General features: G+C 66.8%; 23 protein-coding genes. 12 read left to right on the forward strand and 11 right to left on the reverse strand.

Going from position 1 to position 26,755, the window contains the following annotated elements:
• The 4 genes from ASE11_RS00530 (at nt 1) to ASE11_RS00545 (ending at nt 8,946) form a co-directional block, all read left to right on the forward strand.
• Nucleotides 1-5,088: a hemagglutinin repeat-containing protein gene (locus ASE11_RS00530; RefSeq protein WP_056264241.1), complete on the forward strand. Its 5,088-nt coding sequence runs from the start codon at nt 1-3 to the stop codon at nt 5,086-5,088.
• Between the two features lie 186 nt (nt 5,089-5,274).
• The gene (locus tag ASE11_RS00535) at nt 5,275-5,937 is read left to right on the forward strand and encodes a hypothetical protein (protein WP_056264247.1); all 663 of its coding nucleotides are present in this window, start codon (nt 5,275-5,277) and stop codon (nt 5,935-5,937) included.
• Between the two features lie 51 nt (nt 5,938-5,988).
• Entirely contained in the window at nt 5,989-6,687 is a 699-nt protein-coding gene (locus ASE11_RS00540) for a haloacid dehalogenase type II (RefSeq protein WP_056264250.1), read from the forward strand.
• A gap of 48 nt (nt 6,688-6,735) precedes the next feature.
• Entirely contained in the window at nt 6,736-8,946 is a 2,211-nt protein-coding gene (locus tag ASE11_RS00545; protein ID WP_056264255.1) for a malate synthase G, read from the forward strand.
• 48 nt (nt 8,947-8,994) lie between these two features.
• On the opposite strand, the gene ASE11_RS00550 is transcribed toward ASE11_RS00545, so the two are convergent.
• Genes ASE11_RS00550 through ASE11_RS00585 form a run of 8 tightly spaced genes read right to left on the reverse strand, consistent with a single transcriptional unit; the run spans nt 8,995 to nt 16,188 of the window.
• Nucleotides 8,995-10,089: an aromatic ring-hydroxylating dioxygenase subunit alpha gene (locus tag ASE11_RS00550; protein WP_056264259.1), complete on the reverse strand. Its 1,095-nt coding sequence runs from the start codon at nt 10,087-10,089 to the stop codon at nt 8,995-8,997.
• 32 nt (nt 10,090-10,121) lie between these two features.
• Nucleotides 10,122-11,090 carry a PDR/VanB family oxidoreductase gene (locus ASE11_RS00555; RefSeq protein WP_200959297.1) on the reverse strand — a complete coding sequence of 323 codons (969 nt, stop codon included), beginning with the start codon at nt 11,088-11,090 and terminating at the stop codon, nt 10,122-10,124.
• Entirely contained in the window at nt 11,087-11,647 is a 561-nt protein-coding gene (locus tag ASE11_RS00560; RefSeq protein ID WP_156406180.1) for a MarR family winged helix-turn-helix transcriptional regulator, read from the reverse strand. Before ASE11_RS00560 ends, ASE11_RS00555 begins: the two co-directional genes overlap by 4 nt.
• 22 nt (nt 11,648-11,669) lie before the next feature.
• Complete coding sequence (locus tag ASE11_RS00565) at nt 11,670-12,383, reverse strand: ABC transporter ATP-binding protein (RefSeq protein ID WP_056264265.1); 714 nt, start codon at nt 12,381-12,383, stop codon at nt 11,670-11,672.
• A gap of 1 nt (nt 12,384) precedes the next feature.
• On the reverse strand, nt 12,385-13,125 hold the full coding sequence (locus ASE11_RS00570) for an ABC transporter ATP-binding protein (protein WP_056265537.1): 741 nt from the start codon (nt 13,123-13,125) through the stop codon (nt 12,385-12,387).
• Nucleotides 13,122-14,120 carry a branched-chain amino acid ABC transporter permease gene (locus ASE11_RS00575; protein ID WP_056265541.1) on the reverse strand — a complete coding sequence of 333 codons (999 nt, stop codon included), beginning with the start codon at nt 14,118-14,120 and terminating at the stop codon, nt 13,122-13,124. The genes ASE11_RS00570 and ASE11_RS00575 overlap by 4 nt, the downstream gene beginning before the upstream one ends.
• A 5-nt stretch (nt 14,121-14,125) precedes the next feature.
• Nucleotides 14,126-14,983 (reverse strand): branched-chain amino acid ABC transporter permease, encoded by an 858-nt coding sequence (locus ASE11_RS00580; RefSeq protein WP_082585417.1) that lies wholly within the window; start codon nt 14,981-14,983, stop codon nt 14,126-14,128.
• 26 nt (nt 14,984-15,009) lie between these two features.
• Nucleotides 15,010-16,188, reverse strand: a complete 1,179-nt coding sequence (locus tag ASE11_RS00585) for an ABC transporter substrate-binding protein (protein ID WP_156406181.1) — start codon at nt 16,186-16,188, stop codon at nt 15,010-15,012.
• A 144-nt stretch (nt 16,189-16,332) separates the two neighbouring features.
• Here ASE11_RS00585 and ASE11_RS00590 point away from each other — a divergent pair, with 144 nt between their 5' ends.
• On the forward strand, nt 16,333-16,626 hold the full coding sequence (locus tag ASE11_RS00590; RefSeq protein WP_056264266.1) for a hypothetical protein: 294 nt from the start codon (nt 16,333-16,335) through the stop codon (nt 16,624-16,626).
• On the opposite strand, the gene ASE11_RS00595 is transcribed toward ASE11_RS00590, so the two are convergent.
• Entirely contained in the window at nt 16,611-17,384 is a 774-nt protein-coding gene (locus ASE11_RS00595) for a M48 family metalloprotease (protein ID WP_056264271.1), read from the reverse strand. The genes ASE11_RS00590 and ASE11_RS00595 overlap by 16 nt on opposite strands.
• A gap of 250 nt (nt 17,385-17,634) precedes the next feature.
• Here ASE11_RS00595 and ASE11_RS00600 point away from each other — a divergent pair, with 250 nt between their 5' ends.
• Nucleotides 17,635-19,221 carry a gamma-glutamyltransferase family protein gene (locus ASE11_RS00600; RefSeq protein ID WP_056264275.1) on the forward strand — a complete coding sequence of 529 codons (1,587 nt, stop codon included), beginning with the start codon at nt 17,635-17,637 and terminating at the stop codon, nt 19,219-19,221.
• A 79-nt stretch (nt 19,222-19,300) separates the two neighbouring features.
• On the opposite strand, the gene ASE11_RS00605 is transcribed toward ASE11_RS00600, so the two are convergent.
• Nucleotides 19,301-19,951, reverse strand: coding sequence for a PEP-CTERM sorting domain-containing protein (locus tag ASE11_RS00605; RefSeq protein WP_056264278.1), 651 nt, complete (start codon nt 19,949-19,951; stop codon nt 19,301-19,303).
• 242 nt (nt 19,952-20,193) lie between these two features.
• Here ASE11_RS00605 and ASE11_RS00610 point away from each other — a divergent pair, with 242 nt between their 5' ends.
• Nucleotides 20,194-20,433 (forward strand): cysteine-rich CWC family protein, encoded by a 240-nt coding sequence (locus ASE11_RS00610; protein WP_056264281.1) that lies wholly within the window; start codon nt 20,194-20,196, stop codon nt 20,431-20,433.
• Here the strand turns inward: ASE11_RS00610 and ASE11_RS00615 are convergent.
• The gene (locus tag ASE11_RS00615) at nt 20,430-21,536 is read right to left on the reverse strand and encodes an AI-2E family transporter (protein WP_056264285.1); all 1,107 of its coding nucleotides are present in this window, start codon (nt 21,534-21,536) and stop codon (nt 20,430-20,432) included. The genes ASE11_RS00610 and ASE11_RS00615 overlap by 4 nt on opposite strands.
• Nucleotides 21,537-21,682: 146 nt before the next feature.
• Here ASE11_RS00615 and ASE11_RS00620 point away from each other — a divergent pair, with 146 nt between their 5' ends.
• The 5 genes from ASE11_RS00620 to ASE11_RS00640 all read left to right on the forward strand — a co-directional run bounded on the left by ASE11_RS00620 (nt 21,683) and on the right by ASE11_RS00640 (nt 26,733).
• Entirely contained in the window at nt 21,683-23,188 is a 1,506-nt protein-coding gene (locus ASE11_RS00620; protein WP_056264288.1) for an MFS transporter, read from the forward strand.
• Nucleotides 23,189-23,193: 5 nt separating this feature from the next.
• Nucleotides 23,194-23,958 (forward strand): class II glutamine amidotransferase, encoded by a 765-nt coding sequence (locus ASE11_RS00625; RefSeq protein WP_056264292.1) that lies wholly within the window; start codon nt 23,194-23,196, stop codon nt 23,956-23,958.
• Nucleotides 23,959-24,062: 104 nt separating this feature from the next.
• A complete protein-coding gene (locus ASE11_RS00630; protein ID WP_056264295.1) occupies nt 24,063-25,088 on the forward strand; it encodes an ABC transporter substrate-binding protein in 1,026 nt (341 codons plus the stop codon).
• 1 nt (nt 25,089) lies between these two features.
• Nucleotides 25,090-25,902: an ABC transporter ATP-binding protein gene (locus ASE11_RS00635; protein WP_056264298.1), complete on the forward strand. Its 813-nt coding sequence runs from the start codon at nt 25,090-25,092 to the stop codon at nt 25,900-25,902.
• Between the two features lie 90 nt (nt 25,903-25,992).
• Complete coding sequence (locus tag ASE11_RS00640) at nt 25,993-26,733, forward strand: ABC transporter permease (protein WP_414842421.1); 741 nt, start codon at nt 25,993-25,995, stop codon at nt 26,731-26,733.
• Nucleotides 26,734-26,755 lie beyond the last annotated feature (22 nt).

Raw genomic sequence — 26,755 nt, forward strand, 5'->3', positions numbered from 1 at the left:
ATGAACCGCAACCACCACCGCATCGTTTTCAACGCAGCGCGCGGCCAGCTGATGGCCGTGAGCGAAACGGCTTCGTCCGGCACCCGTTCATCGGCCAGCGGCGAAGCCCCTGCCAGTGCCGCCACGCCGAAGCGCTGGCAAAGGCCTGGCATCGCCCTGCTGCTGGCCTTCGCCGCCTGGAGCCTGCCCGCTCATTGCCAGATCACGGCCGACCCCAGCGCTGCGGGCAACCTGCGCCCCACGGTGCTCACCGCGCCCAACGGCGTGCCCTTGGTCAACATCCAGACCCCGAGTGCGGCCGGCGTCTCGCGCAACGTCTACCGCCAGTTCGATGTGAGCGCCCAAGGCGCCATCCTCAACAACAGCCGCACCGATGTGCAGACCCAGCTCGGCGGCTGGGTGGGCGCCAACCCGTGGCTGGCAGCAGGGCCGGCGCGGGTCATCCTCAACGAGGTGAATTCGAGCCAGGCCACCCAGCTGAGCGGCTGGGTGGAGGTGGGCGGGCAGCGCGCCGAAGTGGTCATTGCCAACCCCGCCGGCATCAACGTCAACGGCGCGGGCTTCATCAACGCGAGCCGCGCCACCCTCACCACCGGTGTGCCGGTGATGAACGCCGGGGCGCTGGAGGGCTTTCGGGTGCAGGGCGGGCAGGTGCACATTGAAGGCCTGGGGCTGGATGTCTCAACGAGCGACCATGCCGCCATCCTGGCGCGCGCCGTTGAACTCAACGCCGGGATCTGGGCCAACGCGCTCACCGTGGTGACCGGCGCCAACGATGTGTCGCTGGACGCCACCCACATCACTGCGACGGCACCGCCGGGTGCGGCTCCAGCCTTTGCCCTGGACGTGGCCGCGCTGGGCGGCATGTACGCCGGCAAGATCCGCCTGGTGGGCACCGAGGCCGGGCTGGGGGTGAACCAGGCCGGCCTGATCGATGCCCGGGGCTCCCTCAGCCTGGATGTCAACGGCTGGCTGAGCCAGTCCGCTGGCGCGCGCACCTACGGTGATGCGCTGAGCGTCCGCGCGCAGGGCGTGCGCAACGAAGACGGCGCTGTGATTGCCGCGCGCGAGCAGTTGCAGGTCACAGCCGACAGCATCTTCAACGTCGAGGGCGCGCTGTTGCTGAGCGCGGGCGACATGGCGCTGACGGCCAGCGAACGTATCGAGAACCGATCGGCTGGCATCGAGGCGCTGGGCAACTTGAGCATCACCACACCGGTGCTGGTCAATGCCAACGATCACTTGAGCCACACCGTGGTGAGCGATGCCACCACGAACCACACGGTGTACTTCACACCCTCGGGCGCGCTGGACGCCACCGATGTGGCCTGGAGCGCCATCAAACCGCCGGAGCTGGCGCAGACCGAGTACGACGCGCACCAGCGCGCCTGGCTGCTGCCCGCGACCAGCGCCTACGCTGACCCGGCCTACAGGGACTACTACGTGAACGCGCTGCCGTTCGTGGCCGCGCACACGGTGACCTCGGGGTTCGGGGAATCGACCACCACCGAGTTCGTGGACGACACCTTCACCTACAGCCGCCATTCACCGGTGTGGTCGCAGTTCGGCATGAGCGCCCCCGCCTGGGACACGCCGGGGCCCAAGCCGGGCCCTACCTACGACGCCGACGGCCACCTCATTCCCACCAGCCCGGCGGCCCTGGCCACCTGGGAGGCCCAGGCAGCGCCCTGGATGGAACTCACCGCACACGTGGCCAGCTTCAAGACCGCCGTGGACAGCGAGCTCCTGCGCTTCGATGCATACAGCAGCTACGCGCAGACCACGCAGCGCGCCGTGATGACGCACAGCGAGCCCGCGCGCATCAGCAGCGGCGGCGCCATGATCCTGAACACCAGCCAGAGCCTGATCAACCAGGACAGCGAGATCGTCGCCGGCGGGGTGCTCAGCGTGACCGGTGCGAGCGTGACCAACCAGGCCACCCAGGTGAGCGCGCCCACCAGCCGCAGCGGCACCTTCAGCAGTTGGGGCGTGACGGGGCGCGACTGCGATCTCTTCGGCTGCGACCCCGAATACGGCTGGATCCACACGCCCTACACCGAGACCATCGCAAACACCGCGCCGCTGCCCGCGTTGCACTTTGGCAGCCAAAGCACTGCCGCGCCCACCGAAACCCTCACCAGCGCGATCTCCGCGCTCTCCACCCTGAACCCCGACCCGACCTCGGGCCCTGTCTTCGAGACCGACCCACGCTTCATCGACGAGCGCCAATGGCTGAGTTCAGACCACCTGCTGCGCACCCTGGCCCTGGACCCGGCCACCACCCAGAAGCGCCTGGGCGATGGCTTCATCGAGCAGCGCCTCATTCGCGAGCAGGTGGGCGCGCTTACCGGCCAGCGCTTCCTGGGCGATTTCACCGATGACGAGCAGCAGTACCTCGCCCTCATGACCGCGGGCGCCACCTTCGCGCAGGCCCATCAACTGCGTCCGGGCATCACGCTCTCGGCCCAACAGGTGGCCGCCCTCACCAGCGACATCGTCTGGCTGGAAACCCAGACCATCACCCTGCCCGATGGCAGCACCACGCAAACCCTGGTGCCGCGCGTGTACCTGCTGCCGCGCGCGGGCGATCTGTCTGCCGACGGCGCGCTCATGGCCGGGCGCGACGTGCAACTGAACCTCAGCGGCAATGCGCTGAACACTGGAAGCATCGCCGGGCGAGAGCTGATGCGGATCAGCGCCCAGAACTTGCACAACACCGGACTCATCACCGGACAGACCACCGCGCTCGATGCCCGCGACGACGTGACCAACATCGGCGGCACGATCAGCGCCACCGATGCATTGCTCGTGCAGGCCGGGCGCGACCTGAACGTGCGGACCACCACCGCCAGCGGCCAGGGCGCTGTCGGCGTGGGCCGCTACAGCAGCGAGCAGGTCAACCGCGTGGCGGGCCTCTACGTCTCGGGCCCGGCTGGCGTGCTGCTGGCCAGCGCGGGGCGCGATGTGAACCTGACGGCGGCTGCGCTGCAGGCCGACAGCATTGAGGTGGATGCCGGGCGCGATCTGAATCTCTCCACCGTCAACACCGCCCGACACCTGGACGCCACGCGCGATGTCCGCAACTTCGCGCGCGTGCAACAAAGCGCAGAAGTCGGCACCCGGATCCAGGGCACAACCATCAGCCTGCAGGCCGGGCAGGACATCACCGCACGCGCAGCCAGCGTGCAGGCTCAGGGCGCACTGGCGGTGCATGCCGGGCGCGACATCGCGTTGACCGCAGGTGAATCGAGCTACCAGATCGACCACGGGGTCTACGCCAAGAGCAGTGGCCTGCTCGGCTCCTCCAGCGTTGAGACCCGCACCCACAACAGCCGCACCGATGCCGTGGGCACCTCACTGGGCGGCGCCCAGGTGCTGGTGCAAAGCGGGCAGGACATCACCCTGACCGGCTCCAGCGCCATTGCCGATGACGCCATCAACATCACGGCCGGGCGCGACGTGAGCGTCACCGCCGCGCAGACGCGCTCGGGCAATGGCCACTTCCGCGAAGAGAAAACCAGTGGCCTGTTCAGCTCGGGCGCGGGCTTCACGCTGGGCAGCCAGCAGCAAAGCACCGAGCAGCAGAACCAGGGGACTGGCGCAGCGGCCTCCACCGTGGGGGCGATCGGCGACAACGTGAACATCACGGCCGGGCGGGTGTATGCGCAGACCGGCTCCGACGTGTTGGCTCCGGGCGGTGACATCAGCATCCACGCCCAGTCCATCGCCATCACCGAAGCTCGAACCTCCGAGCGCAACACCACCGAGGAGAGGTTCAAGCAGAGCGGCCTAACACTGAGTCTGTCCAACCCGGTCATCGACGCGGTGCAAGGCTTGGCCAATACCGCCGAAGCGTTGGGCAACACCGGCGATGGCAGAACGCAAGCCCTGGGTCTGGCTGTGGCAGCCCTGCAGGGCAAGCAGGTGTACGACGCAGCGCAGTCCATTGCCAGCAACCCTGCTGCGGCCGCAGGCATCGGCATCAACATCAGCCTGGGCTCCAGCAAGAGCCAGAGCAAAAGCGAAGTCCTGCACGCCGGGGCGCACGGCTCCAACGTGGTGGCTGGGGGTGATGTGACGATGGTCGCTGGCGGCACTGGCACGGCCTCCAACCTACTCGTCCAAGGCAGCGCCATCGAAGCAGGCAACACCGTTCGATTGACAGCCGAGGGCGACATCAACCTGATCGCCGCCAGTCAGACCATCCAGGAGACGAACAGCCAGAGCGGCCAAAGCGGCAGCATCGGAATTGGCTTCAACGTGGGGGGCACGCAGACCGGTATCAGCTTCAACGCGGGCGCCAGCCGCAGCAAAGGCCAGGGCACGGGTGAAGAAATCGCTCACGCCAACACCCGCGTTCAGGCGGGCCAGCGCGTGGAGCTTGAATCGGGCGCGGACACCACGCTGCGCGGCGCCGTGGTGACGGCTCCCAACGTGCAGGCGCGTATCGGCGGCGACCTGCTCATCGATAGCCTGCAGGACCGCGCCAGCTACAGAGAGAAAAGCGAGAGCGCCAGCGCAGGCGTGAGCCTGTGCATCCCGCCCCTGTGCTACGGCGCATCCAGCATCAGCGGCGGTGCGGGCAAGACCAAGATCGACAGCGGCTATGCCAGCGTGAGGGAACAGAGCGCCATCCGCGCAGGCGACGGCGGCTTTGACGTGACCACCCGGGGCAAGACCACGTTGATCGGCGGGGCCATCACCAGCACGCAGGTGGCCGTGGACGCAGGAGCCAACCGCTTCGACAGTCAAGGTGGCACCGAACTCTCCGACATTCAGAACCACGCCGCATACGAGGCCGAGGGCCATTCGGTCAATGTTTCCCTCAGCGCCAAGCTGGGGGATCAGAGCACTGCCGCAACCGCGGAGGAAAAGAAGTCAGCCGCCGCCCACACCAGCCCGGGAGGCAGCGCAGGCGTCGGATCCGACGAGGGCACGGCCTCATCGGTCACCCGCTGGTGGTGGGCGGCGGGAGTACCCGGCTGGTTTACGAGAACCTGGCGGGCACTGAAGAAGCCACGTATCGCCTCAAGACCGACCTCGTGGTTTACCGAAAAAGGGGGGCCGGCGCCTCGATCAAATCCTTGATGGCTCCAAGAACTGTCTCGTGCGCCGACCAGTCTGCGCACGCTTGGCCGCAATCCCGCTGGGCAGAAGGCAACTACCTTCCGGTGAAACAGGAGATGGACGCTCTGCTAGCGGCCTGCGAGACCAAAGTGGTTGCGGCCTTGGACGAGTTGCTTCGCGATTGATTCATAGAAACTGGAAACACCCATGCAAACCAATCCAAAGATTCAGCAAGCCGCCGAGTTCCTTGAAACTGCGGTGAGGCATCACATCATGGACGGAAAGGGAATCGCTGCCGAAACAAGTCTGGCCTGTGCGGGCTGGATGGCGGGCACGCAGCTGTACCGGCTTGAGATCGACCCCGCGCTCGACGTGAAGCCAGGCACGGTGGTGCTGAGTGAACCTGTCAACCAGCGTCTGCCAGGTCTGATGGGCTTGGTGGCTGCGATGGCAGCGCAGGGGGATGCAGCCCCACCGGAAATGGACAACGCCGACACCACCGGCGCGCAACCCATCTATCGCTTGTCCCTTGCCCAGACCCAGGAAGGGCTGGACCCTGTGTACCTGAGCTACGCCAGGCGCACCTCACTCGCGCCCGAGGAGCTGCTGCATGCGGCCACCGGAGCCCTGGGCATTCTGGCCGCCAAGTCGCGCCCTGTGCTCGGGCTTTCATTGGCCAGGTACATCTCGCACTACTGCATGCTCGAAGCCGCCAAGACCGCGGGGCGCAGGCCACAAATGAGTGACTTCTCAGAAGCCCACCTGCGGCCTCTGGCGTCGCTCCTGCCGCCGCAATCCTTGTTGCAACGCGTTTCCAGTTGGTTCGATCGGTCGGTCACCAGGAATTACCTGCATTCAGGTCACAAATAATCGACAAAAAAGCTGATAAATCAGCGCGCAAGTGTGGAATACAGTGCGGAGATGCAAAAACCCCGCGCAGTTCTCTTTGACGCCTACGGCACGCTTTTCGACGTGTACAGCGTGGGCCTGCTCGCCGAGCAGCTGTTCCCCGGGCAGGGCGCGCGCCTGGCCACACTGTGGCGCGACAAGCAGATCGAATACACCCGGCTGTTGACCACCAGCGACCACGGTGCGCACTACCGACCGTTCTGGACGCTCACGCAGAACGCCCTGGCATATGCCATCAAGACGATAGAGTCCCAGGCGCGCAGCGATTGGGCCGCCTATGAGGAACGCGCAGCGCGGCTCATGAACCAATACCGCCACCTCTCCGCCTTCCCGGAAAACCGCGAGGTGCTGCAGGCGCTGCGCGATCGCGGTGTGGTCACTGGCATCCTGTCCAACGGCGACCCCGAGATGCTGGGCATTGCGGTGCGCAGTGCCGGGCTGGAAGGCCTGCTCGACCACGTGATCAGCGTGGACCCGATCCGCAAGTACAAGACCCACCCGGAAGCCTACGCGCTGGGCGAGCAGGCCACGGGTTTGCCACGAGCGCAGATCGCCTTTGTGAGCAGCAATGCCTGGGACGCGCTGGCCGCCACCTGGTTTGGCTACCAGACGCTGTGGGTGAACCGCATGAACCTGCCGTTCGAGGAGCTGGGCACCCAGCCCCGCCACCAGGGAAACAGCCTGCGCGACGTGCTGGCGCTTTTCGACTGATTCCTTTTTTCCTTCTCTTTCACTGACTCACTTCTGCGGGAGCACCTCATGACACAACGCACTTCCATCCACGGCCTTCAGGTCGCCACCGTCCTGGCCGACTTCATCAACCAGAAAGTGTTGCCCGGCACCGGCGTGAGCGAGTCCGCCTTCTGGGCGGGCTTTGACGCCATCGTGTCCGACCTCGCGCCCAAGAACGCCGCGCTGCTCGCCGAGCGCGACCGCCTGCAGACCGAGCTGGACACCTGGCACGCAGCCCACCCCGGCCCGATCGCCGACATGGCGGCGTACCGCGCGTTCCTCGAGGGCAATGGCTACCTGGTGCCACAGCCCAAGAAGGTGAAGGCCACCACCAAGAACGTGGACGACGAGCTGGCTGTGCAGGCCGGCCCGCAGCTGGTGGTGCCGATCCTGAATGCGCGCTATGCGCTGAACGCGGCCAACGCGCGCTGGGGTTCGCTGTACGACGCGCTGTACGGCACCGATGTGATTTCGGAAGACAAGGGCTGCGAGAAGGTCGGCAAGAAGGGCGGCTACAACCCCATGCGCGGCGCCAAGGTCATTGAATACGCGCGCCATGTGCTGGACCGCACCGCGCCGCTGAAGAAGGGCTCGCATGTGGGCTCCACCGGCTACAAGATCAACAAGGACGGCGAGCTGGTGGTGGGTCTGGCCGAAGGCGGCACCAGCAAGCTGGCCAACAAGTCGCAGCTGGTGGGCTACCAGGGCGAGGCCAAGGCGCCCAGCTCGGTGCTGCTCAAGCACAACGGCCTGCACCTCGACATTCAAATCGACCGCAACATGCCCATCGGCAAGACGGACGCGGCCGGCGTGAGCGACCTCGTGCTCGAAGCCGCGCTCTCCACCATCCTCGACCTGGAAGACTCCATCGCCGCCGTGGACGCCGAAGACAAGGTGCTGGCCTACAGCAACTGGCTGGGCATCTTGCAGGCCACGCTGACCGAGTCGGTGAGCAAGGGCGGCACCACCTTCACGCGTGGGCTCAACGCCGACCGCGAGTACACCGCGCCCAACGGCAAGAAGAACGCGGTTCGCCTGCATGGCCGCTCGCTCATGTTCCTGCGCAACGTGGGCCACCTCATGACGAACCCGGCCATCCTCTGGGGCGCTGAAGGCAAAGAGATTCCCGAAGGCATCATGGACGCGGTGGTCACCACCACCATCGCCCTGCACGACTTGAAGCGCACCAAGAAAGACGCCATCCGCAACTCGCGCAAGGGCTCGGTCTACATCGTCAAGCCCAAGATGCACGGCCCGGCCGAGGTGGCGTTTGCCGCCGAACTCTTTGGGCGCGTGGAGAAGCTGCTCGGCCTGCCCGAGAGCACGGTCAAGCTCGGCATCATGGACGAGGAGCGCCGCACGTCTGTGAACCTCAAGGCCTGCATTGCTGCGGCCTCCAGCCGCGTGGCCTTCATCAACACCGGCTTCCTGGACCGCACCGGCGACGAGATGCACAGCGCCATGCTGGCCGGCCCCATGGTGCGCAAGGGCGACATGAAAACCAGCGCCTGGATCCAGAGCTACGAGCGCAACAACGTGCTGGTGGGCCTGAGCTGCGGGCTGCGCGGCAAGGCGCAGATCGGCAAGGGCATGTGGGCCATGCCCGACCTGATGGCCGAAATGCTCAAGCAGAAGATCGGCCACCCCAAGGCCGGCGCCAACACCGCCTGGGTGCCCAGCCCCACCGGCGCCACGCTGCACAGCCTTCACTACCACCAGGTGCTGGTGAGCGACGTGCAGAAGGAGCTGGAGAAGATCGACGCCAACAAAGAGCGCGACGTGTTGCTCACCGGCCTGCTCACCATCCCCGTGACGGCCACACCGAACTGGAGCGATGCGGAGAAGCAGCAGGAGCTGGACAACAACGTGCAGGGCATCCTGGGCTATGTGGTGCGCTGGGTCGACCAGGGCGTGGGCTGCTCCAAGGTGCCCGACATCCACAACGTGGGCCTGATGGAAGACCGCGCCACGCTGCGCATCAGCAGCCAGCACATCGCCAACTGGCTGCACCACGGCGTGGTGACCGAAGCGCAGGTGACCAAGACCTTTGAACGCATGGCCGCCGTGGTGGACGGCCAGAACGCCGGTGACCCGCTCTACAAGAGGATGGCCGGCAACTTCAAGACCAGCATGGCCTACCAGGCCGCGCTGGACCTGGTGTTCAAGGGCAAGGCACAGCCGAGCGGGTACACCGAGCCGCTGCTGCATGCGTGGCGCTTGAAGGTGAAGGCGGGCTGATCCCCGCATCCACGCCCTCTCCCGCTGGGAGAGGTCTGGGGTGAGGGCTTACGCCGGCTGCGGATCGACCGAGTCCGCAATCAACCGCTCCACGATGCGGCGTGCGCGGTTGCCGCCCACGTCCACGTGGATGTCGAGCCAGTTGGGCTTGCCGCCAAAGCGCTGAATGTTGCGGTACTGCTCTTCGATCACCACGCGGTCCTCGTCGAAGGTGAAAGCCGTCTGCTCGATGACCGCCTCGATGTTCTCGGGCATGTCGGGGTGCTTGGTGCTCGACATGCTCCAGAAGTAGTGGCAGGACTCTTCGGTCTCGGGCGTGATGCCGTGCAGGCCGCGCATGTGGAAGCCACCGCGCTCGGGGTCGTCGATGGCGTCGGTGCCCGGCTCCACGGCACCGGTCCAGATCTTGAGGTGCGAGAGTTCGAACTCGATTTCCTGCCAGCGGTCGCAGGTGTCGCCGAAAGGCCAGGCGGCCTTGTAGGTGGGTGGTGGCGTGGAGCCCGGCATGAGGCGCACCACCTTGACCGTGTCACCTTCCTGCGTGACGTTCATCTTGGCGCTCATGTGCAGCTTGGCGTTGCCGCCGATGGTCTTCAGGTGCACATAGCCCAGGTGACTCAGGTCCAGCAGGTTGTCGTGGATCAGTTGCCACGGCGCGTTGTAGTGGTACTGACCGGAGCCGAACTTGTAGCGGGGATCGTCGTGCCAGCGGTAGTCGGGCGCCTCGACCGTGGGCGCGCCGCCTTCTTCCTTCGGCATCCAGATCCAGACGATGTGGTTCTTCTCGGCGACGTGGAAGGTCTTGACCCTGGCCTTGGCGGGAATGCGCTCCTGGCCCGGAATCTCGATGCAGGTGCCATTGGGGGCGTAGAGCATGCCGTGGTAGCCGCAGCGCACACCCGATGTTTCCACCGTGCCGCACGACAATGGCAGCGAACGGTGGCAGCAACGGTCTTCCAGCGCGGCGACCTGGCCCTCACCGGTGCGGAACAGCACGACCTTCTGGTTCAGGAAGGTCCGGCCCACGGGCTTGTCGGTCAGGTCGGTCGAGAAGCCGGCCATGTACCACTGGTTCAGCGGGAACCTGCCGAGGCGGCTGGCGGGCGTCTGGATCGGTTGGATGGCGATGCATTCGGCGTTCATGGAAATCTCCTTGGATGGCGGTCGGGCAGCCCTCACAGGTCGAGGACCAGCGTGGGCGATGTCGAGCGGGAACAGCAGGGCGTGAACTGGTCGTTGGCGGCGCGCTCCGCGTCCGTCAGAAAGGTGTCGCGGTGCTCGGGCGTGCCTTCGAGCACGCGGGTGAGGCAGCTGCCGCAGACACCCGCCTCGCACGAGTAGTCCACGTCAATACCGTGGCCCAGCAGCACCTGCAGCACGCTGTGGTCAGCCGGCACGGCCAGCGTGGTGCCGCTGCGCTGCAGGCGGACCTGGAACGGCCGGTCGCCCGTGGTGTTCACGACGGTCGCGGCGGCAAAGTGCTCGCGGTGCAGGCGTTCTTGCGGCCAGCCCGCGGTGCGCGCGGCCGACAGCACGAACTCCATGAAACCGGCGGGGCCGCAGATGTACAGGTGCGCGCCAGCGGGCACGGCCTTCAACATCGCGTGCACATCGAAGGTCTGCTCGGGCGCTGCATCGTTGAAGTAGAGGCGGCAGTGGCCGGCCAAGGGGCCCGCCGACATCTCGTTGCGGAACGCCATGCGCTCGGGCGAGCGCGCGCAGTAGTGCACTTCAAAGGAACGCCCGCCGCTTTGCAGGTGCTGCGCCATCGCGAGGATGGGCGTGACGCCGATGCCGCCCGCCACCAGCACGCTGTGCGGGGATTTTTCGACGAGTTCAAACAGGTTCCGGGGCGCGCTGACCTTGAGCACCGAACCCACCTGCACCCGGTCGTGCATGCCGGCCGAGCCGCCGCGCGACTGCGGCTCGCGCAGCACGCCGATGCGCCAGCTGCGCCGCTCCTGCGGGTGACCGCACAGGGAGTACTGGCGGATCACGCCGGGCGCGACCTGAACGTCGATGTGAGCCCCGGCGCTGAAGACCGGCAGCTCGCTCGCGCCGACGGGCTCCAGTTCGAAGCTGCAGATGCCATCGGCCTCCTGTTGGCGCGCGCGCACCCTGACGTCCAGTTCCACCATGGTCAATCGGTCTCGTTCGGCGCCCGCTTGCGGGGCTTCTTGGGTTTCGCGTACTTCTGCTCGATGAAGCGCTGGGTCGCGGTTTCCACGGCCGGCAGGTTCTCGTGCAGGCGCCGCAGCAGGTTCAGCAGGGTTTCAGATTCGTCGTCGGACAGCACTTCCAGGAAAGCGCGCTCGCGCTCCAGCGCCACTTCACGGATCTCGTCGTGCAGGGCGCGGCCCTTGGCGGTCAGCACCGCGATGCGGGCACGGCCATCGCGCGGGTCCAATGCGATGCGGATGAAGCCGCTCTCCTGCATGGTCTTGAAGCAGCGGCTCACCGAGGCCTTGTCCATGCCGATGACGCGCGAGACCTGCTGCGCAGAGATCGATCCCTCGATGGCCAGCAGCACCAGGCAGCGCCATGTCTCGATGCCCACCCCGAAGACCTTCAGGTAGTGCTGGGACGCACCACGGGACAGTTTGTTGGACGTCCAGGTCAGGTAGGCCGGGACGTAATGGTCCAGGTCGATCTTCTTGACGGACTCGTTGGTGGCTGCGGTGGAGGGCTTGGAGGTTTTCATGCCTCTATTCTCGGCAAACATCTCAGTGCACCGCCATTCCGACCCAGCGCTCGAGCGTTTCGGTGTCGCTCGCGAGTTCGGCGGCATTCGCACCGTGCACCACCACGCCGTGGTCCAGCACGATGGCACGGCCCGCATAGGACAGGGCCTCGTCCACCTGTTGCTCCACGATGACCACGCCGATGCCGGTCTGCCGGCTCATGGCACCGAACGCACGCAGCAGCTCCAGGCGGATCAGCGGGGCCAGGCCCTCCAGCGGCTCGTCCAGCAGGATCAGTTGCGGTTGCCCCAGAATCGCGCGGGCCACGGAAAGCATCTGCTGCTCGCCGCCCGAGAGCTGCGCACCGCCATTGCGGCGGCGCTCCGCCAGGCGCGGGAAGAGATCGTAGGCATCGCTCAGCGCCGAGCGGGGCCGGTGCTTGAGTCCGGCCAACAGGTTCTCTTCAACGGTCAACGAAGGGAACACGTCGCGGGTCTGCGGCACATAGCCCAGGCCACGCTGCGCGCGCTGGTGCGCGGACAGGCGCGTGACCTCTTCGCCCTGGAAGGTGATGGCGCCCGAGCGCAGCGGAATCAGGCCCATGACGGCGCGCAGCGCCGTGGTCTTGCCCACGCCGTTGCGCCCGATCATGGCCAGGCGTTCGCCGGCAGCCACCTGGAACGACAGCCCGTCAAGCACGGTCGTGGGGCCGTAGCCGGCCGTGGCGTCCTTGACTTCAAGCATCCAGTTCGACATCTCAATTTCCCAGGTAGGCCGCGCGGACCTTGGGGTCGCGGCGGATCTCGTCCGGCGTGCCGTCCGCCAGCACCGCGCCCTCGGCGAGCACCAGGATGCGGCTGGCGAAGCGGAACACCAGGTCCATGTCGTGCTCGATGATCAAGACCGCGAGATCCCTGGGCAGGGCGTCAAGCGCTGCGAGCAGGCGCGCGCCGTCGCCCTTGGGCACGCCGGCCATGGGTTCGTCGAGCAACAGCACCTTGGGCCGCAGCGCCATGGCCAGCGCCATCTCGATGAGGCGTTGTTCGCCGTAGGCCAGGTCCTGCGTGGGTGTGGCGGCCTGGCTGCGAAGGCCGAACCGACCCAGCAGCGCGTGCGCTTCGGCCTTGAGTGCTGGGAAGCTGTCGATGCTGCGCCAGAAGCTGCCGCCGAGGCCTTCGCGTTCGAACAGCGCCAGCTCGATCTGGCGCTGCACCGGGAAGTGCGGTGCCAGTGTGGTGATCTGGAAGGTGCGCGCGAGCCCCGCACGCACGCGCTGGGCCTGGCCCAGGCGGGACACGTTCTCGCCACGCAGCCAGATCTCGCCGCTGTCGGCAGGGAGCACACCACTGATCTGGTTCACCAGCGTGGTCTTGCCGGCGCCGTTGGGACCGATGAGCGCCAGGCGGTCGCCCGGTGCGAGCTGGAACGAGACGTCGCGCGTCACATGGATGACACCAAAACGCTTGTCGAGGTGGCGCAGTTCAAGAAGACTGTTCACGACCTGCTCCCCCACCGCGCACGCAACGAGGCCATCGCCTTGGCAGGCGGCACCAGCACCACCAGCATCAACATGCCGCCCACCACAAACAGCCAGTGGTAGGGGTTGATGGAGGCCGCGGTGTGGTGAAGCATCAGGAAAACCGCCGCACCGACCAAGGCCCCACTCAGACGCCCGGCGCCACCCAGGATCAGCATGACCAGGGCCTCGGCAGACAGGGAGAACGACAGGCTGTCCAGCCCCACCACGGAAGTGACCTGCGCAGACAGCGCACCCGCCGCCCCGGCCAACGCGCCGGCGATGGCATACATGGCCCACAGACGGCGGTACACCGGCGTGCCCAAGGCGGCCATCCGGGCCCGGTTCTCATGGATGCCCCGCACGGCCAGTCCGAAGGGCGAGTCCACCAGGCGGCGAGCGACATAGAAGAAGACCACCAACACCGCCAGCGCGTAGAACGCGGCCAGCCGGCCTTCGAGATCGAACTGGAAGTGGCCCAGCAGCGGGCCCATCACGTAACCCGAGAGGCCGTCATCGCCGCCGGTGAGGTCGCGCGCCTTGTGCGCCAGCGACAGCACCATCTGGGCCACCGCCACGGTGAGCATGAGAAAGGTGAAGCCCTGGTAACGGAGCAGGAACGCACCGGTGGCGCCAGCCAGCACGGCACCCGCCAGGATGCCGACCGCCAGGCCCACCAGGGGGTCGGGCATGACACGCAGGGCGAAGGCCCCCGCGGCGTAGGCGCCGACGCCAAACATGGCGGCGTGGCCCAGGGTGGCCAGCCCCGCAATGCCCACCACCAGATCCAGCGACAGCACGAAGAGACCCATGATGAAGATGCGCGAGAGCAGGCCCAGCTGGTCGGGCAGCAGCAGACAGGCGGCCAGGCCCAAGGCCAGCGTCAGCAACGGCGCGCGCCAGGCCGGCGCGCAGCGCGGCGAGCCGTCGTCGCTTTCGCGCTGAGGCGTGAGCGAACGTGTCTTGAACAAGCTCATGGCGTTCATCGTTTCAACAATCCGTTGGGGCGCCATGCCAGGAAAAGGGCCATGGCGGCGAAGAAAAAGAGGCTGCCCCAGTCCGAGGCCAGGTACTTGCTCGCGGTTTCGATCAGGCCAAGCACGATGGCCGCGCACAGCGAGCCCGCGATGCTGCCCATGCCACCGACTGCCACGACCACCAGCACCAGCACCAGGTACTTCAAGGCGTAGTACGGCTCCAGTGGCATGACTTCCGCCCCGAGCACGCCACCCAGGCCAGCCAAGGCCGCGCCCGCGGCGAAGGTCAGGCACTGCACCAGGCGGATGGGAATGCCCAGCGACGAGGCGGTGCCCGCATGGTCCACCGCCGCCCGCAGCCAGATGCCGAAGCGCGTGCGCGTCACCGTCAAGGCCGCCAGCACAGCCACGGCGATGCCGACACCGATCACGAGCAGCCGCTGCGCCGGCAAGGTGCGGAAGCCCAAGTCCACGGAGCCCGACAGCGAGGGCGGCAACTGGATCATCTGCACCTGGGGGCCGACCAGTGCATTGGTCGACGCAATCAGTACAAAGGTCAAACCGATCGTGAAGAGCACCTGGTCGAGCTCCTTGCGCTGGTACAGGTGGCGCAGGATGACCGCCTCCAGAATGGCGCCCAGCAGCCCGGTCGCCAGCACCGCCAGCGGCACGGCGATCCAGAAGCTCCACTGGAGCTCCCGGGTCAGCAAGGCCGCGCAGTAGCCCCCCACCATGGCGAACGCGCCATGGCTCAGGTTCACGAAGCGCATGAGCCCCAGCGTGACCGACAGGCCGACGGCAATGACGAACAGCACCATGCCGTAGGCCAGCCCGTCGATCAGGATGTTGGAGAGCGTGATCACGTTGGTGCGTCCGTTGGCATCTGCGCTTACGGGGTCAGACCGAAGTCGACCTGCGGTCCGAAGCTCTGCACTTCCTTGTTGACCAGCACGTCACCCACTTTCTCCACCTTGCGCAGGTAGACGTTCTGGGTGATGTGGCGCGACTTGGCGTCGATGCGCACCGGGCCGCGCGGGCTTTCCCACTGCAGCTCGCGCGCCGCCGCCAGTGCCTTCGCGCCGTTCTTCTGGCCACCCGTGGCCTCGATCATCTTGTGGATCACGTACATGCCGTCCCAGGCACCCACGGACGCGTAGTTGGCCACCGCGGCCGGGTTCTGCTTCTTCAGCGCGGCGACGAAGGCCTTGTTCGTTGGCGAGTCGTGCGCGCCGGAGTAGTGGAATGCGGTGGTGAGGCCCACCGCCGCGTCACCGAATTTCTGCAGATCGAACTCGTCCGTTTCGGCGGTACCCAGGAACTGGATGCCGGCCTTGGCCAGACCGTTCTCGTTGTAGGCCTTGACGAAGCCCAGGTTCGGCGGACCACCGGGCAGGAAGGTGTAGACCGCCTGGGCGCCACTGGCTCGGATGCGCTGCGCGAACGGGCCGAAGTCCGTGGTGGCGATCGGCATGCGGATGGTTTCAACCACCGCACCGCCCTGCTTGGTGAACTCGCTCTTGAACGCCGCTTCCGCGTCCAGGCCCGGGCCGTAGTCGGTCACCGCCGTCACCACCCTCTGGATGCCCTGCTTGGCGGCCCACTGGGCCAGCGGCACCGTCACCTGCCACAGCGTGTAGCTGCTGCGGATGAAGTAATCCGACTTCTCGGTGATGGAGGACGTGGCCGCGTTGAAGATGACGGTGGGCGTCTGCGACTGCTGGATCAGCGGCGCGACCGCCAGCGCATTGGGCGTGAAGACAAAGCCACCCAGGTAGTCCACCTTGTCCTTGACGATCAGCTCCTGCGCCAGGACCCGCGTCTGCGCCGGGTTTGGGCCACCCGTGTCGCGGTAGATGAATTCCACGGACTTGCCCGCGAGCTTGCCGCCCTGGCTCGCCACATAGGCTTCCACACCCGACTTGAACAAGGTGCCGTAGTGTGCAAACGGACCGGAGAACGGGCCAATGATGCCCACCTTGATGGCCTGGTCCTGCGCGTGAACCGGCGCGGTGGACAGGACGGCGGCCGCCAGGGCCGTGCCGCAGAGAACGCGTCGTGAGATGGACATGTTTGTCTCCTGGTTGTTGCGCCACTCGAGGGGAAATGGCATCGGTATTGATGGGTGGAATTATGGTTGTATTGCCAACCAGTTGCAATACCAACCAAATGCGGGTTAACCCTGAACAGCGTGCGAACCGAATAAGCTCCCGCCATGCCCCTGAACTACTTGATCTTCGACACCAGCGACGACGGCGAAGGCACCGGCACCTGGGACGCCATGGCCAGCGTGCGGGCGTCGCAGCTACCCGAAGTGATGGAAGAAGTGCAGAGCGTGCTGGCCTGGGTCGAGCGACACAGCCCTGGACCACGCGGCCCGCTGGACGAAGGCGGCGCGTGGGACGCCGACCAACTCGTGCAAACCGAGGGCGACTGGACCACCGTGACGCTGACGATCACCGGGCCGTGGGCCTGGGGAGAGGCCCTGGTAGCTCACTTCACAGGTTGATGGGGCCGAGCTTGGTTGGCCGCATCCACCGCCGCCTGGGCCTGCGCCAGCCGCGTGCGCAGTTCCGGGTGCGTGGTGCCCATCAGCAGGTTCAGGGCCGACGGCGTGGTGCCGTGGATCTTGGCCAGCACGCTCACCATGGCCTGCGGGTTGCGCCCCACGCGGCGCAGGAGTTCGATGGCGCGCACGTCGGCGGCGTGTTCCTGCGCGTGCAATTGCTGCTGAGCCTGGCGGGCCAGGCTTGAGCGGGGATTGAACATTTCGAGTGCCATGCGGTCGCGGGCGTCTTCGAATCGCATCGCGGATTGCCCCAGGCGTTGCAGGTTGGCGCAGGCCTCCACCAGCGAGTCCCGGCCCTCGATGTGCGCGAGTTCGTGGGCCATCACCGCGGCCAGTTCATCATCAGACAGGTCTTCTTTTGCGCTCCACATGGCGCTGGTGAGGATGACCATGCCGTGGTCGGCGGCGTAGGCGTTGAGCTCCGCATCTTCGTAGGCCAGCAAGTGCACGGCCGGGCCCTGGCGCAGCTTGGGTGATGCGGCCACCAGGCTGGCGAGCATGGTGTGCAGCCGCCGGGGCGCGGCCACCACCTCGTGGCGCTCCATCAGTTCGGTGATCTGGATTTCGTCAAGCACGCGCAGCTCGTGTGCGCGGGTTGGATCTTGCACACAAGTGCCCTGGGCCGCCGATGCGGCGCCGACCAGCAGACCCGCCAAGGCGAGACCAACGGGCTGGAAAAAACGAACCATACTGTTCATACCGTTTCCTCAACCCGGTTGTACGCCTGTGAACGGGCGATGAACAGCGCAGGGGCACGGCGGGGGCATGCAGGCGACAGGCGGCATGGCGTGCCGGTGGCTTGGCCACCACCGGCAGGGTGCGAAACTTGCGCACTCGATCAACATGAAGCGACTGCGCAAGGTGTCCGCGACGTTTCTCGCACTCACGGCCGCGCGAATGCTTCATGACCTGCTGACCTGACCTCATGACCCACCTGGAGACTCCCGGATGATCCACACCCTCACCGCTCTGGGCGGCATGTTTGTCGCGCCGCACCACCTGGCCGCGCAGGCCGGGCGCGACGTGCTGCGCGATGGCGGCAACGCGGTCGAGGCCATGGTGGCCGCGGCCGCGGCCATTGCGGTGGTGTACCCGCACATGAACGCCATCGGCGGCGACGGCTTCTGGCTCATCCACGAACCCGGCAAGGAACCCGTGGCCATCTCTGCCTGCGGCCCGGCCGCCGCTCTGGCCGACCTGGATTTTTACGCCGGCCACGACGCCATCCCCTCGCGCGGCCCCAAGGCCGCCCTCACCGTGGCCGGCACCATCGGCGGCTGGGCCAAGGCACTCGACGTGGCGACCGCCTGGGGCCCCGCCCTGCCCTTGTCGCGCCTGCTGGCCGACGGCATTCGCCACGCGCACAACGGCATTGCCGTCACCGAAAGCCAGGCCGCGCTCACGCGCGAGAAGTTCGACGGTCTGAAAGATGCGCCCGGTTTTGCGCAGACCCACCTGGTCCATGGCCAGCCACCCGCCGTGGGCCACATCCTCAAGCAGGCCACGCTGGGCCGCACGCTGGAGCAACTGGCCGATCGCGGCCTGGACGACTTCTACCGTGGTGAACTCGCCGCACGCATCGGCGCCGAGCTCGAACGCGTGGGCAGCCCGTTGCGCGCCAGCGACCTCGCGGCCTACCAGGCGCAGATTGTCGAGCCGCTGTCGGTGCGGCTCAACGACAGCACGGTCTACAACCTGCCGCCGCCCACACAAGGCCTGTCGGCCTTGATGATCCTGGGCCTGTTCGAGCGCCTGGGCGTGACCGAGGGCGAAGGCTTCGCGCACGTGCACGGCCTGGTGGAAGCCACCAAACGCGCCTTCCGCGTGCGCGAGCGCGTGGTGACCGATCCGCAACGCCTGCCGGCCGATCCCAGGAGCTTTCTCAAGCCCGCGGCACTGGCCGAGCTGGCCGCCGAGATCGACCGCGGCAAGGCCCTGCCCTGGCCCGACGTGGCCGCGCCGGGCGACACGATCTGGATGGGCTGCATCGACGCGCAGGGCCGTGCGGTGAGCTTCATCCAGAGCGTGTACTGGGAGTTCGGCTCGGGCGTGGTGCTGCGGGACACCGGCATCGTCTGGCAGAACCGGGGCACGAGTTTTTCGCTCGACCCGAAGGCGCTCAACGTGCTCAAGCCCGGCATGCGCCCCTTCCACACCCTCAACCCGTCGCTGGCCATTTTTGACGACGGCCGCGTGATGCCCTACGGCACCATGGGCGGCGAGGGCCAGCCGCAAACGCAGGCGGCGGTGTTCACGCGCTATGCGCGCTTCGGCCAGGGCCTGCAGCAGGCCGTGACCGCGCCACGCTGGCTGCTCGGGCGCACCTGGGGCGATGAGACCACCTCGCTGAAGCTGGAGAGCCGCTTCGACCCGGCGCTGGTCGACGCGCTCAAGGCCGCGGGGCACACGGTGGAGGTGTTTGACGAACCCTTCAGCGACACCATGGGCCATGCGGGCGCGCTGGTGCGCCACCCCAATGGTGTGATCGAAGGCGCGGCCGATCCGCGCAGCGATGGGGTGGTGGCGGGGGTCTGAGGCCGCGCTTTTCCCGAACGCCCAAAGAAAAACCCCGCTGGAGTGCAGCGGGGTTTTTCTTTGGGGGAACCCCGGTCGCTCAGGCAGCGCGGCGACGGCGCAGGCCGAGCGCGGCCAGGCCCAGACCCATCAGGGCCAGCGTGCCGGGTTCGGGCACTTCGGCTGCAGCCGCCACCGAACTCAGGGAGACGTTGTCGAGGATGGCGCCGATGTTGTCGTTGCCGGCGTTCTGGATGAACATTTTGGCCAGCACGTCCGCGTCGGGCGTGAACGAGAACACGAACGTGTTGAATGCGTCGCCCGTTAGCCCCACCGTCTGGCCCGCGAAGCCTTCGAAGCCGAAGGTCACGCGATCGGTGTTGTTGTTGCGCTGGTTGCCCGAGAGATCCAGCGAGAACAGGTAGGTGGTTCCCGCCGTCAGCGCAAACGCATCCTTCGTGGTCATCACGCCGGCATGTCCGGTGCTGCCGTCCAGATCCACGCAACCACCGGCATTGCCGACGCAGTCGATGCCGTAACCGCCCGTGCGGATGTAGTCCACGGTGTGCGGGTTCTTTGCGCTGCCGCCCGTGACGTTCCAGTTGCCGAAGGCATTGAAATTCAGAAGGCTGGAACCCGCGTCGGTGTTGAAGTTGTCACTGAACATCACGGCGGCATGGGCAGCGGGGGCGGCGGCCATCAGGGCGGCCACGGTCAGGGGAGCGGCGAAACGGGTCAGAAAGCGGATCATGGAATGCCTGGGTTCGTTGATGAGTGTGATTTATGTCACGCCCCTGGAGGGCTTGCCAGAACTCACTTCTTTGCTCCAATAAACGGAGCAAAAGTCGAGCCAGGCCAGCAAGGTGTTGATCTCTAAGGGAGTACCCCCAGGAGTTGTAACGAAGTGTCAGTTTTCCCGACACCTTTCGCCACGCCCGCCGTCTCCTTCGGTTCACGGCGACCTCCATCGCCGACGCGTCATACACTGCGCCGATGTCCCCCCCGGTCGATTCCGTCTTCCCTGACCCCAGCCGCTGCCCTCTGTGCGGCGGCGACAACCGCTGCGCGATGGAGATCGAGCGCGACACCGGCGAGGCACAGCCGCCATGCTGGTGCGTGGACGCCAACTTCAGCCCCGAGTTGTTTGCGCGCATTCCCACCGAAGCACGTGGGCAGGCCTGCATCTGCGCGGCCTGTGTGACCGAGGCGCTGCGCGTGCGCGAAACAGATTAGGAATCCCTCGGCGGATCCGCTTCGGGCGGCAACACCCCTGGCAATGCGGACGCCTGGTTCAGGCTGTGCAACCACTCGCGCCAGATCGCCACCAGCAATGCCATCAGCACCGGCCCGACAAACAGGCCGACGATGCCCATGGTCGTCACGCCGCCCACCAGGCCAAAGAACGTGGGCAGAAACGGCAGCTTCACCGGCCCACCGACCAGCCGTGGGCGCAGGGTCTTGTCGACGATGAAGAGTTCGATCGCCCCCCAGGTGAACAGCCCCGCGCCGGCCCACAGGTGCCCCGAGCCCACCAGGTAGAGCGAGACCAGGCTGAACGAGAGCGGCGCGCCGCCAGGAATGAGCGCCATGAAGCCGGTGACCACCCCCAGCAGCACCGGCGAGGGCACACCCGCGATCCAGTACGCCACGCCCAGCACCACGCCCTCGCCCACGGCGATGAGGCCCAGGCCGGTCACGGTGGCGCTGACGGTGGCCGGCACCACGCGCGAGAAGCGCTGCCATTGCAACGGCAGGATGCGCTCACCGATGCCGTCGAGCTGGTCGGCGATGTGGGCGCCGTCCTTGTAGACGAAGAACAGCGTGATCAGCATGAACAGCACCGTCAGCGCGAGGTTGACGATGTCGCCCGTGGCGCTGAGCACCGTGCGGTAGATGTTGCCGATGTGCTGGCCACTGAGGATCTGGATCCAGTCGCCCAGCGCTTGCGGTTCGCCCAGGTGTTCGCGCCAGTAGATGGCCAGCGTCTTGCCCACCCAGGGCAGCGCTTCGATCCAGGGTGGCGGCGGCGCTCCATTGCGGTTGACGTCGAGCAGCCAGGTCACGAAGCCGCTGGCTTCCTTGAGCGCGTAGTGCAGCGCCAGGGTGAGCGGCACGATGAGCACCACGATCACGATCACCAGCGCCAGACTGGCCGCCAGCGTGGTGTTGCCGCCGCAAGCCCGCACACCTCGGCGGTAAAGCGGCCAGCTGGCGAACCCAATGATGAGCGCAGCCAGCACCGGCACCAGAAAGCCCCGGAAGAAGTAGACGCCAGCGGCCACGATCAGCAGCAGCAGGCCGCGAACGATCAGGGAGGCGTGCGGAACAGGGGGCATGGGCAAGGGGCAGACACCGGCAGGAAGGCCTCGGGCAATATACCTGACCCCCTCGCGCGAACGCGGGCCCCCGAGGCCACCGCAGCCCCGCCGAATCCGGCGACACAAAACGGCTAAGCTTGATCGCCGCCCCCGCACCTCCGCTCATGAACCCACCCTCCAGCGACAACACCCTGCCCGCGATGCGCGCGCGCTACGGCGAGCGCTACCGCTGGCTGTTGCTGCTCTCGGTGATGGTGGGCACCATGGCCTCGATCATGTCGTCGACCATCATCAACGTGGCCATCCCCGACATGAGCCAGCACTTCACGCTCGGCCAGGAGCGCGCCCAGTGGGCATCCTCGGGCTTCATGGCGGCCATGACGGTCTCCATGCTCACCACGCCCTGGCTGCTCGCGCGCTACGGCTACCGCAGCACCTACGCCGGTTGCATGTGGCTGCTGCTGGCCGGTGGCGTGGCTGGCGGGTTCGCCAACTCGTTTCCACTCGTGCTGGCCGCACGCGTGGCCGAGGGCCTGGCCGCCGGCGTGGTGCAACCGATCCCGGCCATCATCATCCTGCGCGCCTTCGAGCCGCACGAGCAGGGCCGCGCCAGCGGCATCTTCGGCATGGGCGTGGTGCTGGCCCCCGCGATCGGCCCCAGCATCGGTGGCGTGCTGGTGGACGGTTTTGGCTGGCGTTCGATCTTTTTCATGGTGGTGCCGTTCTGCATCGCCTCGCTGTGGCTGGCGCGGCGCTTCGTGCCCACCACCTCGCCGGGCGGACTCGCGGCCAACCCGCAAGGCGCAGGCCTGGACTGGCGCGGCCTGCTGCTGGCCGCCGTCGGCACGCTGTGCCTGCTCAATGGCCTGGTGGAGTTGCAGGGCGGCACGGTGCTGAGCGCAGCGGTTTTGCTGGGCGGCGCAGCGTTGCTGCTGGTGGCCTTCGTCGTGCTGCAGCGGCGCACGCTGAAACGCCGCCAGCGCCACCCCGATCAGGGCGTGGACCCGCTCATGAACCTTTCGCTCTTCAAGGACCGGCGCTTCGCCATGGGCAGCATCGTGGCCTTCATCTACGGCATCGCGTTGTTCGGCTCCACCTACCTGCTGCCGGTCTACATGCAGATGGGCCTGGGCCTGTCGGCCTCGTACGTGGGCACCATCCTGCTGCCGGCGGGCCTGGTGCTGGCGGTGACCATCGCCATGGTGGGCCGGCTGGCCGACCGGCAGCCCACGCACCGGCTGGTGAGCATCGGCCTGGTGCTGCTGGCCGCGTCGTTCGCGCTCATGGTCACCATCGACCTCGGCCGCCCGGCGCAGATCATCCCGCTGCTCATCACCTGGGCGATCCTGGGGCGCATCGGCCTGGGCTTCATCCTGCCCTCGCTCAACATCGGCGCCATGCGCTCGCTGGACCGCGGCCACATCCCGCAGGGCTCCAGCGTCATCAATTTCCTGCGCATGCTCGGCGGCGCGGCCGGCGTGAGCCTGTGCGGCATCGTGCTCGAATGGCGCGTGGCCGCGCATGGCGCGATGCTCGACACCGGCACCACCAGCCCGGCGCGCATGGCCGCGTTTGGCGAAACTTTCCTGATGCTCGCCGCAATTTGCGCGCTGGCGGTGATCGCAGCGCTGAAACTTCGCACGCCGCCAGACACGAAGAGTTCAAAATAGCCATCATGTGTCAGCTTCTGGGCCTCAACTGCGCCACCCCCACCGACGCGTCGTTCAGCTTCACCGGCTTCTGCCAGCGCGGCGGCAAGACCGACCACCACGCCGATGGCTGGGGCATTGCGTTCTTCGAAGGCAAGGGCCTGCGCCTGTTCGTTGACCACGCCAGTGCCTCCCAGTCGCCCATGGCCACCTTCCTGCAGGGCTACCCGCTCAAGAGCCGCAACATCATTGCCCACGTGCGCAAGGCCACCATCGGCGAGGTGTCGCTGGAAAACGCCCACCCCTTCGTGCGCGAGCTCTGGGGCCGCCAATGGGTGTTCGCGCACAACGGCGACCTCAAGGACTATTTCCCCCACCTGCACAGCCACTTCCGCCCGGTCGGCACCACCGACAGCGAGCGCGCCTTCTGCTGGCTGATGCAGGAGCTGGCCAAGTCGCATGCCGGACTGCCCAGTGTGGAAGAACTCACCCTCACGCTGCGCGAGCTCCTGCCGCAAGTACGCCGCTTCGGCTCCTTCAATTTCCTGCTCTCCAACGGCGAGGCGCTGTGGGCACACTGCAGCACCAGGCTGCACTGGCTGGTGCGTCAGCATCCGTTTGCGCAGGCCACGCTGATGGACCAGGACTGGACCGTGAACTTCGCCGACCTCAACCACCCCGGCGACCGCGCTGCCGTGGTGGTGACCACGCCGCTGACCAGCAACGAGCAGTGGGCCGCCTTCGAGCCCGACGAGCTCAAGGTGTTTGTGGACGGTTTGCCGTTGCCGTGATTTCCCGGGTGGCGCGAGGGTACCCCCCCGGCTACTATGATCGTTGCTCCCCTGCGTCGCGTGCGCCGGTCGGCTCATATCAACAACCCCCTGGAGACAAAGACATGCAAAGACGACACCTCGTGGTCGGCGGCCTCGCCGTCGCGGCCCTGCCCCCATTCGCGTTCGCGCAAGGCATCGAGAAGCCCAAGGTCACCATCGCCGTGGGCGGCAAGAACCTGCTGTACTACCTGCCGCTGACCATCGCCGAGCAACTGGGCTACTTCAAGGCCGAGGGTCTGGACGTGACGATTGCCGACTTCGCCGGCGGCTCGCGCGCGCTGGCCGCGGTGGTGGGCGGCAGCGCCGACGTGGTCTCGGGCGCGTTCGAGCACACGGTCAACATGCAGTTCAAGGGCCAGCCCATGCGCGCCTTCGTGCTGCAGGGCCTGGCGCCGCAGATCGTGCTGGGCGTCAACCCCAAGACCATGGCCGGCTACAAAACGATCGCCGACCTCAAAGGCAAGAAGATCGGCGTGACCGCGCCGGGCAGCTCGACCAATGTGATGGTCAACTTCGTGCTGGCCAAAGCCGGCCTGAAGCCGAGCGACGTGAGCATCGTCGGCGTGGGCGCGGGCAGTGGCGCTGTGGCCGCCATGCGCTCGGGCCAGATCGACGCCATGAGCAACCTCGACCCCGTGGTCACGCTGCTGCAGCGATCGGGCGACATGAAGATCATTTCCGACACGCGCATCGTCGCCGAGTCCGAAAAGGTGTTCGGCGGCCCCATGCCCGCGGGCTGCCTGTACGCGCCCCAGCCCTTCCTGGACAAGAACCCCAACACCGCGCAAGCCTTGACCAACGCGATGGTGCGGGCGAACAAGTGGATCCAGGCCGCGGGTGCGGGCGACATCATCAAGGTCGTGCCCGAGGGCTTCCTGCTCGGCGATCGCGCGGTCTACATCGACGCCTTCATGGCCGCCAAGGGCGCGCTGTCGCCCGATGGCAGCTTCCCGGCCAAGGGCGCCGACACGGCCTTCCGCGCGCTGGCCAGCGTGGACGAGAAGCTGGCGGCCGCCAAGCTCGATCTGAGCGCGGTCTACACCAACGCCTTCGTCCAGAAAGCGAACGCCAAGTACCCGAAAGGCTGAAGTGACGAGTCCAGCGATCGATCTGCAGGGCGTGTCCTGCACTTTCATCAGCAAGGACGACCCCGGCCAGCGCTACACCGCCGTGCGCGATGTGACGTTGACCGTGGGCGCTGGTGAATTCGTGAGCGTGGTGGGCCCCACAGGCTGTGGCAAGAGCACGCTGCTCAACGTCGCGGCCGGCCTGCTCTCGCCGAGCACTGGCACGGTCAACGTGTTCGGGGCGCCGCTGGCCGGCATCAACACCCGCGCGGGCTACATGTTCCAGACCGAGAGCCTGATGCCCTGGCGCACCGCGCTGGGCAACGTGATGGCCGGTCTGTCGTTCCGTGGTGTGTCTGATGCCGACGCGCGCACGCAGGCCGAGGACTGGCTGCGCCGCGTTGGCCTGGGCGGCTTCGGCGACCGCTACCCGCACCAGATGAGCGGCGGCATGCGCAAGCGCGCGAGCCTCGCGCAGACGCTGGTGCTCGACCCCGACATCATCCTGATGGACGAACCGTTTTCCGCGCTCGACATCCAGACGCGCCAGTTGATGGAAAACGAGGTGCTGGATTTGTGGGCGGCCAAAAAGAAAGCGGTGCTGTTCATCACGCACGACCTCGATGAGGCGATTGCGATGAGCGACCGTGTGGTGGTGCTCAGCGCCGGCCCGGCCAGCCACCCCATCGGTGAATTCAGCATCGACATCCCGCGCCCGCGCGACGTGGCCGAGATCAAGACCACCGCCCGCTTCATCGAACTGCACGCCGCCATCTGGGCGGTGATGCGCGAAGAGGTGCTCAAGGGCTACCAGCAACAATTGAAGGTGGCCTGAGCCATGTGGAACCTCATCAAACCGCAGCCGAAGACCCTGCGCCTGTGGCAGATCGGTCTGCTGGTGGCGCTCATCGTGTTCTGGTACGCCATGACCACGCCAGGCCTGCTGCCGAACTTCATGTTCGAGAACGACCGCCAGGCCGCGTTCTTCTTCGGCGAACCATTGCGCGTGACCGAGCGCATCTGGGCCTGGTTCGTCACCGATGCCGACATCTACAAGCACCTGGGCGTGACCCTCACCGAGACCGTGCTGGCCTTTGCCATCGGGGCGCTCGGCGGTCTGGGCGGTGGCCTGTGGCTGGCGCTCTCGCCCATGGCCTCGGCCATCCTGGAGCCCTACATCAAGGCCATGAACTCGATGCCACGCATCATCCTCGCGCCCATCTTCGCGGTGTGGTTCGGCCTGGGCATCGCGAGCAAGGTGGCACTGGGCGTGACGCTGGTGTTCTTCATCGTGTTCTTCAACGTCTACCAGGGCGTGAAGGAAGTGAGCCCGGTGATCCTGGCCAACGCGCGCATGCTGGGCGCGAGCCAGAAGCAGCTGCTGCGCCACGTGTACCTGCCCAGCGCCACCAGCTGGGTGTTCAGTTCGCTGCACACCAGCGTGGGCCTGGCCTTCGTGGGCGCGGTGGTGGGCGAATACCTCGGCTCCAGCCAGGGCGTGGGCTACCTGATCCTGCAGGCCGAAGGCAGCTTTGACATCAACACTGTGATGGCCGGGATCGTGGTGCTCACGGCGTTCGCACTGGTGCTCGACGCGGTGGTGGGCAAGATCGAGAAGCGGCTGATGAAGTGGCAGCCCAAGGTGGGAGAGACGGAGAAGCTCTGAGCGGCCGCGCTCGCAGCCGCAT

This window comes from Hydrogenophaga sp. Root209 (assembly GCF_001428625.1).
Lineage (GTDB): Bacteria > Pseudomonadota > Gammaproteobacteria > Burkholderiales > Burkholderiaceae_C > Hydrogenophaga.

Bases quoted from the DNA above. Each gene is read 5' to 3' on its own strand.
- ASE11_RS00530 (WP_056264241.1), top strand. From the start codon at position 1: ATGAACCGCAACCACCACCGCATCGTTTTCAACGCAGCGCGCGGCCAG.
- ASE11_RS00535 (WP_056264247.1), top strand. From the start codon at position 5,275: ATGCAAACCAATCCAAAGATTCAGCAAGCCGCCGAGTTCCTTGAAACT.
- ASE11_RS00540 (WP_056264250.1), top strand. From the start codon at position 5,989: ATGCAAAAACCCCGCGCAGTTCTCTTTGACGCCTACGGCACGCTTTTC.
- ASE11_RS00545 (WP_056264255.1), top strand. From the start codon at position 6,736: ATGACACAACGCACTTCCATCCACGGCCTTCAGGTCGCCACCGTCCTG.
- ASE11_RS00550 (WP_056264259.1), bottom strand. From the start codon at position 10,089: ATGAACGCCGAATGCATCGCCATCCAACCGATCCAGACGCCCGCCAGC.
- ASE11_RS00560 (WP_156406180.1), bottom strand. From the start codon at position 11,647: ATGAAAACCTCCAAGCCCTCCACCGCAGCCACCAACGAGTCCGTCAAG.
- ASE11_RS00565 (WP_056264265.1), bottom strand. From the start codon at position 12,383: ATGTCGAACTGGATGCTTGAAGTCAAGGACGCCACGGCCGGCTACGGC.
- ASE11_RS00575 (WP_056265541.1), bottom strand. From the start codon at position 14,120: ATGAGCTTGTTCAAGACACGTTCGCTCACGCCTCAGCGCGAAAGCGAC.
- ASE11_RS00585 (WP_156406181.1), bottom strand. From the start codon at position 16,188: ATGTCCATCTCACGACGCGTTCTCTGCGGCACGGCCCTGGCGGCCGCC.
- ASE11_RS00590 (WP_056264266.1), top strand. From the start codon at position 16,333: ATGCCCCTGAACTACTTGATCTTCGACACCAGCGACGACGGCGAAGGC.
- ASE11_RS00595 (WP_056264271.1), bottom strand. From the start codon at position 17,384: ATGAACAGTATGGTTCGTTTTTTCCAGCCCGTTGGTCTCGCCTTGGCG.
- ASE11_RS00600 (WP_056264275.1), top strand. From the start codon at position 17,635: ATGATCCACACCCTCACCGCTCTGGGCGGCATGTTTGTCGCGCCGCAC.
- ASE11_RS00605 (WP_056264278.1), bottom strand. From the start codon at position 19,951: ATGATCCGCTTTCTGACCCGTTTCGCCGCTCCCCTGACCGTGGCCGCC.
- ASE11_RS00610 (WP_056264281.1), top strand. From the start codon at position 20,194: ATGTCCCCCCCGGTCGATTCCGTCTTCCCTGACCCCAGCCGCTGCCCT.
- ASE11_RS00615 (WP_056264285.1), bottom strand. From the start codon at position 21,536: ATGCCCCCTGTTCCGCACGCCTCCCTGATCGTTCGCGGCCTGCTGCTG.
- ASE11_RS00620 (WP_056264288.1), top strand. From the start codon at position 21,683: ATGAACCCACCCTCCAGCGACAACACCCTGCCCGCGATGCGCGCGCGC.
- ASE11_RS00625 (WP_056264292.1), top strand. From the start codon at position 23,194: ATGTGTCAGCTTCTGGGCCTCAACTGCGCCACCCCCACCGACGCGTCG.
- ASE11_RS00630 (WP_056264295.1), top strand. From the start codon at position 24,063: ATGCAAAGACGACACCTCGTGGTCGGCGGCCTCGCCGTCGCGGCCCTG.
- ASE11_RS00640 (WP_414842421.1), top strand. From the start codon at position 25,993: ATGACCACGCCAGGCCTGCTGCCGAACTTCATGTTCGAGAACGACCGC.